General features: G+C 27.1%; 13 protein-coding genes and 1 pseudogene. 4 read left to right on the top strand and 10 right to left on the bottom strand.

Going from position 1 to position 13,522, the window contains the following annotated elements:
* Nucleotides 1-302 precede the first annotated feature (302 nt).
* Nucleotides 303-896: a uracil-DNA glycosylase gene (locus CLPU_RS15580; RefSeq protein WP_050378934.1), complete on the bottom strand. Its 594-nt coding sequence runs from the start codon at nucleotides 894-896 to the stop codon at nucleotides 303-305.
* Between the two features lie 444 nt (nucleotides 897-1,340).
* On the opposite strand from CLPU_RS15580, the gene rpsD reads away from it, so the two are divergent.
* The 3 genes from rpsD to CLPU_RS15565 all read left to right on the top strand — a co-directional run bounded on the left by rpsD (nucleotide 1,341) and on the right by CLPU_RS15565 (nucleotide 4,925).
* Nucleotides 1,341-1,925, top strand: coding sequence for a 30S ribosomal protein S4 (gene rpsD / locus CLPU_RS15575; protein WP_050378932.1), 585 nt, complete (start codon nucleotides 1,341-1,343; stop codon nucleotides 1,923-1,925).
* Between the two features lie 461 nt (nucleotides 1,926-2,386).
* Nucleotides 2,387-3,466, top strand: a complete 1,080-nt coding sequence (locus tag CLPU_RS15570) for an ABC transporter substrate-binding protein (protein ID WP_050378929.1) — start codon at nucleotides 2,387-2,389, stop codon at nucleotides 3,464-3,466.
* A 376-nt stretch (nucleotides 3,467-3,842) separates the two neighbouring features.
* Nucleotides 3,843-4,925, top strand: coding sequence for an ABC transporter substrate-binding protein (locus CLPU_RS15565; protein ID WP_050378927.1), 1,083 nt, complete (start codon nucleotides 3,843-3,845; stop codon nucleotides 4,923-4,925).
* A gap of 149 nt (nucleotides 4,926-5,074) precedes the next feature.
* Here the strand turns inward: CLPU_RS15565 and CLPU_RS15560 are convergent, their stop codons facing one another.
* The 8 genes from CLPU_RS15560 to CLPU_RS15525 form a co-directional block, all read right to left on the bottom strand.
* Nucleotides 5,075-5,632: a uracil-DNA glycosylase gene (locus CLPU_RS15560; protein ID WP_097677587.1), complete on the bottom strand. Its 558-nt coding sequence runs from the start codon at nucleotides 5,630-5,632 to the stop codon at nucleotides 5,075-5,077.
* A 291-nt stretch (nucleotides 5,633-5,923) separates the two neighbouring features.
* Nucleotides 5,924-6,457 (bottom strand): cob(I)yrinic acid a,c-diamide adenosyltransferase, encoded by a 534-nt coding sequence (locus CLPU_RS15555; protein ID WP_050378922.1) that lies wholly within the window; start codon nucleotides 6,455-6,457, stop codon nucleotides 5,924-5,926.
* A gap of 108 nt (nucleotides 6,458-6,565) precedes the next feature.
* A complete protein-coding gene (locus CLPU_RS15550; protein WP_050378920.1) occupies nucleotides 6,566-7,222 on the bottom strand; it encodes an SdpI family protein in 657 nt (218 codons plus the stop codon).
* On the bottom strand, nucleotides 7,215-7,487 hold the full coding sequence (locus CLPU_RS15545) for an autorepressor SdpR family transcription factor (protein WP_050378918.1): 273 nt from the start codon (nucleotides 7,485-7,487) through the stop codon (nucleotides 7,215-7,217). The genes CLPU_RS15550 and CLPU_RS15545 overlap by 8 nt, the downstream gene beginning before the upstream one ends.
* 294 nt (nucleotides 7,488-7,781) lie before the next feature.
* Nucleotides 7,782-9,143 carry an alanine/glycine:cation symporter family protein gene (locus CLPU_RS15540; protein ID WP_050378916.1) on the bottom strand — a complete coding sequence of 454 codons (1,362 nt, stop codon included), beginning with the start codon at nucleotides 9,141-9,143 and terminating at the stop codon, nucleotides 7,782-7,784.
* A gap of 209 nt (nucleotides 9,144-9,352) precedes the next feature.
* Entirely contained in the window at nucleotides 9,353-10,711 is a 1,359-nt protein-coding gene (locus CLPU_RS15535; protein WP_050378913.1) for an alanine/glycine:cation symporter family protein, read from the bottom strand.
* A 278-nt stretch (nucleotides 10,712-10,989) separates the two neighbouring features.
* Complete coding sequence (locus CLPU_RS15530; protein ID WP_050378912.1) at nucleotides 10,990-11,628, bottom strand: DUF3793 family protein; 639 nt, start codon at nucleotides 11,626-11,628, stop codon at nucleotides 10,990-10,992.
* Nucleotides 11,629-11,646: 18 nt separating this feature from the next.
* A complete protein-coding gene (locus tag CLPU_RS15525) occupies nucleotides 11,647-12,075 on the bottom strand; it encodes a flavodoxin (protein WP_050378910.1) in 429 nt (142 codons plus the stop codon).
* A gap of 195 nt (nucleotides 12,076-12,270) precedes the next feature.
* Here CLPU_RS15525 and CLPU_RS15520 point away from each other — a divergent pair, with 195 nt between their 5' ends.
* A complete protein-coding gene (locus CLPU_RS15520) occupies nucleotides 12,271-12,969 on the top strand; it encodes a helix-turn-helix transcriptional regulator (RefSeq protein ID WP_050378908.1) in 699 nt (232 codons plus the stop codon).
* A 398-nt stretch (nucleotides 12,970-13,367) separates the two neighbouring features.
* Here the strand turns inward: CLPU_RS15520 and CLPU_RS15515 are convergent.
* A pseudogene (locus CLPU_RS15515) lies at nucleotides 13,368-13,522 on the bottom strand (IS200/IS605 family transposase); the annotation flags it as partial.

The raw sequence follows: 13,522 nt of genomic DNA, 5'->3' as shown, positions 1-13,522 counted from the left end.
AACTTGCTTAATCACTTTATCATCTTTGTCGTTCTTTGTCAAGAACTTTTTTATTTTTTATTTTTCTCTGTGTCTTGCGACAACTTCTTTACTATATCACATTTTACTTCCACTTGTCAATACTTTTTAAAAACTTTTTTCGATCTTTATAAATTTTATTTCTATATCTCAATATCATATTATAATCATGCTATGGATATATAGTAAATTTTTTATAACAAATCGGATTTATATTTTCACATAATAATCGATAAAAGTCAATAGATATTTTACAACTAAGTTTTATTTATATCTAAAACTCATTAAACTCTAGTTAATAACTTATCCAAAAACTCTGATAGATTTCTAAGATCATTTTCATATGTTTCCTTTAAGTCTTGTTTATATATAACTGCAGCAGGATGGTATAGTGGAAATAAGTAATATTCTTTTTCTTGTAAATTAATTTCTATATCTTTTCCATGTAACTCCCCTATTGTAGCCCCTTCATTTTGTAATACTGTTTTTAGTGGAACATTTCCTAATGTAACTATAACTTTAGGATTCACTATATGTATCTCATCAAATAAGTAATCTTTAAACATATTAATTTCATCTTTACTAGGAGCTCTATTTATAGGTTTTCCTGTTTTTGCACTGTCTTTAGTAGGTCTAAACTTAACAGTATTAGTTATATACAAATCTTTTCTATCTATTTTTAATATTTCTAGAAATTTTGTTAAGTGTTTACCAGCTTGCCCTACAAATGGTTCCTTAAGCTCTACCTCTTTGGCTCCTGGTGCTTCACCTATTAATATGATAGTACTGTTTTCATCCCCATTTCCTAAAACAATATCTTTTTCTTTAAATGCATCTTTTATAGTTTTATTTAACTCTTGTAGTTTAGTTTTTTTCAATTTTTATCTCTCCTTATTTTATTTAGATAGTTTGTTTATATACCATTTAAATATTATATCTTATATATAGTATAAATAATTCAACAACTTTAAGTTTATACTTAAATACAAATAATATATAGTAAACTCCAATTAGTATTATACCCCACTTTATCTTTATAATATCTATGCAAAATATAATTTAATATACTTTACATGATGCCATATGTCGCTTTATTAATTGAGTTTTTAGTTAAAGTAACTATTCAGGTATATATTTAGTATCTAAATTTCCTATCACTCTTAATTTTATAATTTTCAATGAAAATCATTATCATTATCGTTTATTTAACCATATTTACGCTAATCAACCTATAATTGAATTTTACTTTATCTATGTTCCTATTATATAATAGTGTTAGGCTGTGGGCACGTAAATACAAATATTTAAGGAGGAACTTGTTAATGGCAAGGCCTATGGGTCCAAGATTTAAAGTAGCAAGAAGATTTGGTGTAAATGTTTTTAATCATCCTAAAGCACTTTCAAGAGGTGCTAAGTCAACAAATAAAATATCAGAGTACGGTAAACAGCTTATAGAAAAACAAAAACTAAAAGCTTATTATGGAATTTTAGAAAAACAATTTAAAAGATATGTAAAAGAAGCTTTTAAATCTGATAAGAATCCTAGTGAAGCATTAGTTTCAAGACTAGAAAGAAGACTTGACAATATAGTATATAGAATAGGATTTGCCTCTACACTTCGTCAGGCTAGACAAATGGTTGTACATGGTCATATTCTAGTAAATGGATCTAAAGTTAATATCCCTTCATATGAAGTATTAGTAGGTGATTCTATTAGCTTAAAAGAAAAATCTAGAAAAGTTAATTTATTTGCTGAAAGCTTTAAAGATAATAATACTGTTCTAAGTTATTTAGAAATTGATAAAGATAACTTTTCAGGTAAACTAGTAAAAATACCTGAAAGATATGAAGTTCCTATAGAGATAACAGATTCCTATATCGTTGAGTTTTACTCAAAATTAGTTTAATTTATTTACGTCAAATGGTAACAAGCTTAATTTAATATAAATGTTCATCTAAATTTTATGCTTTAATAATGTTGCTAGTTTGTCAGCACATTATTAAAGCATTATTTATTTTATATTATTGATTATATAGGGGTTATGAATCTTTTCTACTTTAAACTATTTTTATATATCTTTAGTTATCTTAAATTTAAAATTTATAGTATCTCTAATAAATACAATTCCAAAATAGACTGTTATTTTACTATCTATTATTTTTAACTTTTTATCTTAAATATTCTATTAATATCTTCCTCTTCTTCCCTAAAAGTTTTCTATTATTTAGCAACTAAATTTTACTACATTAATTGAGAAATTTATTAAAAAACAAACTATATTAATATATATTGAATATTTTTGTAAATATGGTATTATAAGTAATAAGTTGATTGTAAAAAATTACATAAAAATGCAAGGAGGACAACATGAGAAAACTAGGAAAAAAAATAAGCTCAATTATTTTAGCTTCCTTAGTCCTAACATTAGGATTATCAGGATGCCAAGCTAAAAGTAAGCAAACTATTAATGATAAAAATAAAGAAACATTGGTTATATCAACACATGACTTGGTTGAAGGTATGTTTAGAAAAAATGTTTTTGATCCATTTGAAAAGAAATATAATGTAAAGATAGTTCTTGAACTTGGTAATAATTATAATAGATTTAATAAATTAAGAGAAGGAGAAAATAAACCTGATTTAATAATTCTTACAGATCATTTCGCTATGGAGGGTATAGAAGATGGATTATTTGAGAAAATAGATCGCAAGAACATACCTAATATAGAAAATCTTTACGACATAGCTAAAGAACCATTGGGAAAAGATTATGGCCCATCACATACGATAGCAAGTTATGGATTAATTTATAACCCAAATGAGATAAAAGAGCCAATTACATCATGGGGAGATTTATGGAGGCCAGAATTTAAAGGAAAGATTGGATTAAGTAATATTAACCTTGCAGGAGGGATATTTCCTTTATTGATTGCCGCAGAACAAGCGGGAGTTGATATTAAAAAAGATGAGGATAAGGCCTTTGAGAAAATGAAAGAATTAAGTGAGAATGTTGAAACATTCTACAATAAAAATTCTGAGATAGAAGGTTCTTTCACTCAAAATAAAGTAACAATTACAGATGGATACAGTTTTTTTCTTGATACTATGAAACAAAGCATACCCGAAGCAAAATGGATAGACCCGAAAGAAGGTTCATATGCAGTAATGGAAACTATCAATATAGTAAAAGGTACAAAAAATAAGGAATTAGCAGAAAAATTCATAAATTGGATATTAAGTGAAGAAGTACAAAAAGCTCAAGCTCTTGATAAGGTAGATTCACCAACTAATAAAAATGTAAAACTAGAATCTACAGAAACTGAAGGCGTAGTTTATGGAGAAGAGAACATAAAAAAATTAAGAACAGTAGATTGGAAATATATAAATAAGTCTAAAAAAAGATGGACTGAAAGATGGAATAAAGAAATAAATCCAAAAGGAATTTAATTAAAAATATATTGTTATCAAATGGAGTATATCATAGACTTATATGGCATACTCCATTTCTTTAATTAGTAAGCAGAATTTTATTTCTGGGGTTTACATTTTATTATAATTGGATATATACACATCTTCTCTTTTTATTCCCATAGCATTTAACATCTTATCTAATAGCTATACAGCTACTCCAACAAAAGATCTTCCTTGAACATCCTCCTCACGTCTAACAGTTAAAGTACTATTATAATTAAACTCATCCTTTATATTGAGAAATTTATTAAAAAACAAACTATATTAATATATATTGAATATTTTTGTAAATATGGTATTATAAGTAATAAATTAATTGTAAAAAATTACATAAAAATGCAAGGAGGACAACATGAGAAAACTAGGAAAAAAAATAAGCTCAATTATTTTAGCTTCCTTAGTCCTGACATTAGGATTATCAGGATGCCAAGCTAAAAGTAACCAAACTATTAATGATAAAAATAAAGAAACATTAGTTATATCTACACATGAGTTTGTTGAAGATACATTTAGAAAGAATGTTTTTACTCCGTTTGAAAAAAAATATAATGTAAAAATAGTTCTTGAGCTTGGAAATAATATTAATAGACTTGATAAAATAAGAGAAAAAAAGAATAAAGCCGATATAATAATTCTTACAGATTACTTTGCAATGCAAGGTATAGAAGAAGGACTATTTGAAAAAATAGATCGTAAAAATATACCTAATATAGAAAATCTTTATGATATAGCTAAAGAACCATTAGGAAAAGACTATGGACCTGCTCATACTATAGCAAGTTATGGATTAATATATAATCCAGATAAAATAAAAGAACCAATTACATCATGGAGTGATTTATGGAAACCAGAGCTAAAAGGAAAAATCGGACTAAATGATATTAAAAACGCAGGTGGACCATTTCTTTTATTAATTGCTGCAGAACAAGCTGGGGTAGATATAAAAAAAGACGAAGATAAAGCCTTTGAAAAAATGAAAGAACTAAGTAAAAATGTCTTAAAGTTTCATGAAAAAGCCTCTGAATCTATAAATACCTTTTCAATGGGTGAAACTGTAGTTATGGACTCTTACAGTTTTGAAGCTCAAAGTGTAAAAGACAATGTCTCACAAGCAATACGAATAGATCCAAAAGAAGGATCATATGCCTTAATGGAAACAGTCAATGTAGTAAAAGGTACAAAAAATAAAGAATTGGCAGAAAAATTTATAGATTGGATATTAAGTGAAGAAGTACAAAAAGCTCAAGCTCTTGATAAGGTAGATTCACCAACTAATAAAAATGTAAAACTAACACCTAAAGAATCTGAAGATGTAATTTACGGAAAAGATTCTATAAAAAAATTTAAAACAGTAGATTGGGAATATGTGAATAAATCTATGAAAAGATGGACTGAGCGATGGGATAAAGAAATAAACCCAAAAGGAATTAAATAAATATGTATTAATCAGCAAATGGAGTATATCATAGATTTATATGATATACTCCATTTGTTTAATTATATATAATTTTAAATGTTAAATAATTATTTTCAATTTTATATATTATTCTAGTACTTTTATTAAAATAAATACAAACTCTTAAACTATCTTAATATTTCATCATATTTCTTTCTTATATTTTTAAAATCTTCCCATGCAGGTCTTTTTTTATTTTCATCTCTTAAGACTGCTGCTGGATGGTATGTTGTAATAATATCAAATTTCCCTACTTTGAACCATTTCCCTCTATCCTTAGTTACCCTAAAGTTAGAATCTATAATATTTCTAGCAGATACCGCTCCAAGACAAACTATTATCTTGGGATCTATTATTTTAACTTGCCATCTTAAATATTCTATACATATTTTACTCTCATCTTCTAAAGGGTTTCTATTATTTGGAGGTCTACATTTTACTATATTAGATATATACACATCTTCTCTTTCTATTCCTATAGCATTTAACATCTTATCTAATAGTTGCCCAGCTACTCCAACAAAAGGTCTACCTTGAACATCTTCATTATATCCTGGACCCTCTCCAATAAACATTATATCTGCTTTAGGGTTTCCTTCTCCAAATACAACATTAGTTCTTGTACTATTTAATTGACATTTTCTGCACCCATAAACAAATGTTTTAATTTCTTCTAAAGTATACATATTAATCCCCCAAATACATTTAAACTATTCGTCTCTTATACTTTAAATTATAACAAAAATTTCTTATATATTAATCAGTTATATAGTTAAAAGTTTAAAATTAGTTTTCGATTTAATAAAAACTTAATACAATATATCAAAGTTTTTTTATTTGAAATATAATAATTTAAATTACGAATTATAAATATAAAATAGTAGCTTGTTAAATAATTCTGTATCAGAATTCGTAAATACTTAACAAGCTACTACCTATTAATATAATTTAAATTTAGATATCTTAATTTGTCTAAACTAAAACTCTATACCTTTTCTTGCAGGAATTCCTTCATCAAAAGAATGCTTTACAGGATTTATTTCACTTATATAGTTAGCTATCTCTGCAATCTCTTGCGGAACATTTCTTCCTGTAAGAACTATTTCCATACTTTCATGCTTACTTTTAAGTAACGAAATTAACTCATTTTTATCTATAAGTCCATTTCCTATAGCGCCCATAACTTCATCTAATATTAATAAATCACAGGAATTATTTTTTATTGTTTCTTTTACAAATTCCATTGCTTTATCTATATCTTTTTGAAGTTCTATCTTATCACTATCAGATAAAGTCCAAAAAAATCCTCTAGGTCTTTCAAATCTAAATATATCAAATCCATCAAGATTTTTTATTACATGAAGCTCTCCAGTATCACTAGTTTTAAGAAATTGCACCATATACACCTTCAAACCTCTTCCTAAAGCTCTTATACCAAGACCAATGGCTGCTGTTGTTTTTCCTTTCCCATTTCCAGTATATACTTGAATAAGTCCTTGTTTTAACTTCACTTACTTTACACCTCTCTATTTTGTTAACCCTTAGTTTATTTTCTTAAATTCATTTATACTCTTTTTACCCATTTTATTTATAATCAATTAGAAAATTCATAATACTATTTATTCAGTCTCTTTTTTATAAATTATATAAGAATAAATAAATGTAACTATAGATGATAAAATCACGAATCCTAGTGGTAAATAAAGTGCTATTTTACCTTTTAAAAATATTGATATAATAAATAGTAAACCTGATATTATATACAAGTATCCCCCTAGTCTGTGAGTCTTTCTCCACACTTTTTCATTTGCAAGAGTCCAAGGAATTTTTATTCCAAATGAGTAATTTTGTCTTATCTGAGACATATAGTTTCCAATAACTAAAAATAATATCCCAACTCCAATTTTAACTACTAATGATATATCTACATTATATCCTAATGCATACAGGACTGTACTCCAGTGAATTGAGAGGAGAAATAGTGTCGTATATCCTATAAATATATTATACGCCTTTGCATGTTTTTTATATGATTCTTTTTTAGGATCAATCTTGGGAAAAACTTTCATTAATATATATATTATCATCGGAAGAAAAGCTATTAAAAATATCATTGATTTAGATTCAAATCTATCAGGATTACCGGCCCAATTCCAATGCATAGCTATTTTATCTGGAAGTTTATTATAAATAAAAATAGTCCCTAAAATAGATATAATATTTATTGTTACTATAATAATATCTAGTCTAATTTTTTTATTATTTTCTTTACTCATCACTATGTCTCCCTTCTATAAATTCAAACGCCCATTTCATAATCTCTTGAAAAACCGTAGTATTTAATGAATATATAATATTTTGACCTTCCTTTTCCCAAAGAACTAAATCTGCATTTTTCAAAAGATTTAAGTGATGACTAATGGATGGCTTACTTATTTTAAAGTGTTCTGCTATTTCTCCTGCCGTCATATCTCCTTCTTTAAGTAGTTCTAATATTTTTCTTCTAGTGGGATCAGATAGTGCTTTAAATGCTTGATTCATTATATCACCTCTCTTTATTTAAAATAAGTCTCTAATTATATATTTATACAACCATCTAAATAAATGTTAGCAAAAAAGCCTGTTAATCGTCAAGATATAAGGATTTAAAGTTTCATTGTAAGTTATTAATTTAATATAAAAAGATTAAATAATTTAACAAATTACTTTAGTATTTGATTATCTATTATTATATAAACGGATACAGTTCATAATCGTTGTTATAAATTAAACTAAAAAAGCAAAGTAAAATTACCTTGCTGTTTTAGTTTAATTGTATGTTAAAATGATATACATTTAAATTTTAAATTTTTTTTTACCTTCATGATTCATTTCATAATCCTCTAAAGATTCTATAGCAACTTTAGAAAGAGGCATTATTGCACATAAATTAATAATTGTCATTAATCCCAGACCAAAGTCTGCTAAAGCCCATACGAAGTTATATTTACTTAATCCACCTAAAAAAAACATTACTAATGCAAATACCTTATATATCTCTTGTCCTATCTTCTTATCATATAAAAATGCAATGTTTGGTTTTGCATAATATAGTATTCCTAAAAAAGTACTAAAACAAAATAATAATAATATAAATGCTATAAAGTATTGTCCAATACTTCCTATGTGATATTCTGTAGATTTTTGTAATAGTTCCATACCTACTAAACCTTTTGTTACACTTTTATCTGCTAACAACATTACAAATGCTGTAGCACTACATATTAAAAGTGTATCTACAAATACCCCAAGTGATTGTATAAGTCCTTGTTTTACTGGGTGAGACACATTTGCTGCTGCCGCTGCACATGGTGCACTTCCACTTCCTGCTTCATTTGAAAATAGTCCTCTCTTTACTCCCTGCATAACTACTGCACCTATACCTCCAGATACTGCTTGTTTTATTCCAAAAGCATTTTCTACTATTTCTAATAACATTTTAGGTAATACTGCTATATTTTTTAATACTATAAATAAAACCACTGCTAAGTACAATGTAGCCATTACCGGTACTAATTTTTCTAAGACTCTGGCTATCTTATCTTTTTTACCAAATAAAATTATTGCTCCTAATACAGTTAATATTGAAATAATTAATAGCTTGTCAATTTTAAATATATTATATATTGATTCTGTCATCGTATTTGACATTACTTGACTTACTCCTGCCCAACATATAAGTCCTGATATAGCAAATAATACTCCCATCCATCTTTTATTAAGAGCTTTTTCCATAAAATAGGCTGGGCCCCCTCTATATCCTCCTGTTACTGGATCTCTTTCCTTATATATTTGAGCTAATGTTGATTCTATAAATGCTGATGATGATCCTACCAATGCTACTATCCACATCCAGAATATTGACCCTGGTCCTCCTATTGATATTGCTGCTACTACTCCTGCTAAATTTCCTGCTCCCACTCTTGATGCTGTTGAAACACAAAATGCTTGAAATGATGATATACTCTCTCCATCATCATTTCTCACAGTATTCTTTTCAGTTATTACTCTTATCATTTCTTTAAATTTTCTAAATGGCAAGAATCTTGTTTTAATCGTGAAATACATTCCAGTGAATAAAAGCATTACTACTAAAATGTGCTTATTCCAGAGTAAATCATTAATACCAATTATAACTTTTTCTAAAAATCCTAACAAAATAAACCCTACCTTCCTACAAATTTCCTACTATAATATAAGTATTGTCCACCATAAGATTATATGAAAATTACTTATCAATGTCAAAAGTCCATCGTTCTTATGAAAAATTAAATGGTTATATATTCTAATAAAAGAGTTCCAAGTCCATACAGATTGAAACTCTTTTATTAATCAAGAAACATCAAGTATTCTATATAAAAACAACTTTAAATAATTTTAGATTTCTTCTTTTTTTCATGATTCATTTCATAATCCTTTAAAGATTCTATAGCAATCTTGGAAAGAGGTATTATTGCACATAAATTAATAATTGTCATTAATCCCAGACCAAAGTCTGCTAAAGCCCATACGAAGTTATATTTACTTAATCCACCTAAAAAAAACATTACTAATGCAAATACCTTATATATCTCTTGTCCTATCTTCTTATCATATAAAAATGCAATGTTTGGTTTTGCATAATATAGTATTCCTAAAAAAGTGCTAAAACAAAATAGCAATAATATAACTGCTATAAAGTATTGTCCAATACTTCCTATGTGATATTCTGTAGATTTTTGTAATAGTTCCATACCTACTAAACCTTTTGTTACACTTTTATCTGTTAATAATATTATAAATGCTGTGGCACTGCATATTAAAAGTGTATCTACAAATACCCCAAGTGATTGTATAAGTCCTTGTTTTACTGGGTGAGATACATCTGCCGCTGCTGCTGCACATGGTGCATTTCCACTTCCTGCTTCATTTGAAAATAATCCTCTTTTTACTCCTTCTCTTATTACTATACCTATACCTCCAGCTACTGCTTGTTTTATTCCAAAAGCATTTTCAACTATTTCTAAAATTACTCTAGGTATTAATGTTATATTCTTTAATATTATGAATATAACTACTACTAAGTACAATGTAGCCATTATTGGTACTAGCTTTTCTAAAACTTTGGCTATCTTATCTTTTTTACCAAATATAATTATTGCTCCTAATACAGTTAATATTGAAATGATTACTAGCTTATCAATTTTAAATATATTATATATCGATTCTGTCATTGTATTTGACATTACTTGACTTACTCCTGCCCAACATATAAGTCCTGATATAGCGAATAATACTCCCATCCATCTTTTATTAAGAGCTTTCTCCATAAAATAGGCTGGGCCCCCTCTATATCCTCCTGTTACTGGATCTCTTTCCTTATATATTTGAGCTAATGTTGATTCTATAAATGCTGATGATGATCCTACCAATGCTACTATCCACATCCAGAATATTGACCCTGGTCCTCCTATTGATATTGCTGCTACTACCCCTGCTAGATTTCCTGCTCCTACTCTTGATGCTGTTGAAACACAAAATGCCTGAAATGACGATATACTTTCTCCGTCATCACTTATAGTATTCTTTTCAGTTATTACTCTTATCATTTCTTTAAATTTTCTAAATGGCAAGAATCTTGTCTTAATCGTAAAATATATTCCTGCAAGTAATAATAGTACTGCTAATATATTTTTACCCCAGAATATATCATTTACATAATTTACAATTCCTTCTACTAGATTCATTAAAGTTACCTTCCTCCTTTACAATGTCAAAAATCATATCCTTTAAAATTATATAAGAGTTTAATATAGATGTCAAAACTTGACAAGATTTCTTAATTATCGTTCCTTAATCTAGGTTTCTTCTTCTATAATTTAAATTTTAATTTTCTATATTAAAACTTATTTTGACTTCTAGTATTATATTCAAATAAAAAACCCTTTTTCTATATATAATATACTAACCATATATAGAAAAGGGTTCTATTAAAATTATATTATATTATATTAAAAGCACTCTTTTAGCTAATGTAGCGTAACTGATCTGTATATATGTTGCTAATACTCTTTATCATTAGCTCCAAGTTTTCTCCTTTTAATATATTCGTTAAAATTATTTCTTTAGACTTGTCGTAAAGCTTGAATATTTCCTTAGCTTTTTCACAGTCATCATATACTTTCCAATATCCACATAGCAAGCAATTTCTATTATTTATAAATCCTTTTACATCGTTTATTGGGATTCCTAGAAATATACCACTTTCATGTGGAAAAGATACTTGCTCAAATTTATGCTTTAGGCATAATAAGCAATCTTTTAATGTCAAATCTTTACCATATCCTAGTTCACATAAAAACTCTTTATTTTCATTTATAAATATATGCTGTTCTAAAACTTTCCTGTTATAAATTAATATTACTGCTCCTTCAGGAAATTTCTTTAATACTAAGCTTTCTAAGCCAAACTTATTTAAAAATTTTTCTCCATATAGATTCCAGATTTCATATATGTTTTTCGTAGAATTACTTAATGTTATTGTGGAAGATGGCTTTATACCTGTTATAACTGGAGAAATTAAATAGGTAATAAAGTGTTCCATATATTCAATTTCACTCATACTATTTAGTTTTCTAAAAAAATTAATTTTTAAATCTTCCATCTTCTCACCTCTTAAAATCTATACCTCTGTCAAGCTTTTACCGTATGCTTTACATTTTTCCGCTTCTTCACCTTCTGGTGATAAGTTAACTATGCATCCATCTCCTACTACTTTTGCTCCACATCCATTCATTCTTTCTACCCAATTTTCCATCCATTCTCCTGTTCCCCAATCGTAGGATCCAAATAATCCAACAATTTTATCATTTACTATACCTTCTATCGATTCTACGAATGGTTCCATTTCTTGTTCTTCTATTACTTCTGCTCCCATAGAAGGTGATCCTAATGCTACTATGTCCGCTTGTTCTACATCTTCTATAGTAGCCTCACTTACATTTACTAATCTAGTTTCAGCACCACCTTCTTTTGCTCCTTGTTCTATTAATTTTGCCATTTCCTCCGTATTTCCAGTACCACTCCAATAAATAATTGTTAACTTTTTCATTATAAATTCCTCCTTATAAATAAATAAAAAAACATACAAGTGAATAATTCAGATATTATATTATTTATGTTATAATAGTTAATAATATTGATTATCATTTTCATTACATTATACTACTAATAATCATCATATACTTTTAAATATTACATTATTTTTTATAAATAATTATTAAATTTATCAAGGGAGGAAACTATTATGAATTGCAATGTATGTAATATGAATTACTCTCAATTTATAATGGAAGAAAAAATAGCTTTAAAACTTAAATCTCATGATATTAAAGGAGCCCTTACGGCTTATGAAGAGTTTTTTTCTAATAACGACTTTAAAGATTTAGGATGTGGTTTTTATACACGTTCTTTAAAGAACCATATGATATGTCTTTTGGTTTCTTTAAGTAGAACTTTGAGCATAAATAAAGATAAATGCTTTAACCTCAAAAATTTATGTAATGAATACATTCTTTATATCGAACAAGAAAATTCCATATATAAAATTATAGAAATCGGAAAAAAAGCTATAATAAACTATTGTGAAATTCTAAAAAAATCTCATTATGGATGTGAAAATGCTTTAATTAACAACGCTATTGAATATATAGAAAATAACTTAAATACTCCTATAACATTAGACGCCGTTGCTAGAGTAGTTCACGTATCTAAAAATTATTTATCAAGTCTCTTTTTTAAAAAAACAGGAATGAAATTTACTTATTTTATTAATTATTTAAGAGTTTCAAAAGCAAAAGAATTGATATCTACCACTAGCTTCTCAATGTGCTATATAGCAGATTTATGTGGATTTAAAAATCAAAATTATTTTTCAACTATATTTAAAAAATATACTCAAGTATCTCCTGCCGAGTATAAAAAATATTATGACAAATGTGTATAAAGAATATATATCTATATTTTTTGTAATTTAATTATATCCCCATGATAAATTTAAGCTTTCTAGATTAAAATATAATTTTAATATTTAGCTAGTATTATATCAATCTTAGTATGACTATCTGAATATCGCTACTTTATTTATCTATATATTTTAACTTTATATTTATAATCTTGAATATTGTTATTTTAATATATGTTACTTATTCTAAACTGTGATTTATAGCATTTACTTATAACATATCCTAAAAGAAATCTCTATAATATGATAATACCTTAATCATGACCACCCGTCAAACGGGTGGTTTGCTCAGCCCTATAAGGGCATATTACTTGCTGTGTCTTAAGACACCCTGAAAGGTTTGCCAACTGCTATAGTTTTTCAGGGCACCCCTTAAGGGGTTATTTTTTCTTCCCTTTGGCTACCTCTTCACCCGTAAACGGGTCTATAAACTCTTTCAAACTTATTTGATCACCTGCTATATCTTCTTGCATTTGATTTTTTATATACTCTGCAATTGCCTTTTTATTTCTTCCTACTGTATCTACATAATATC

Source organism: Gottschalkia purinilytica, from assembly GCF_001190785.1.
In the GTDB taxonomy this organism is placed as follows: Bacteria; Bacillota; Clostridia; order Tissierellales; family Gottschalkiaceae; genus Gottschalkia_A; species Gottschalkia_A purinilytica.
This window is presented reverse-complemented; position numbering and strand designations above follow the sequence as displayed.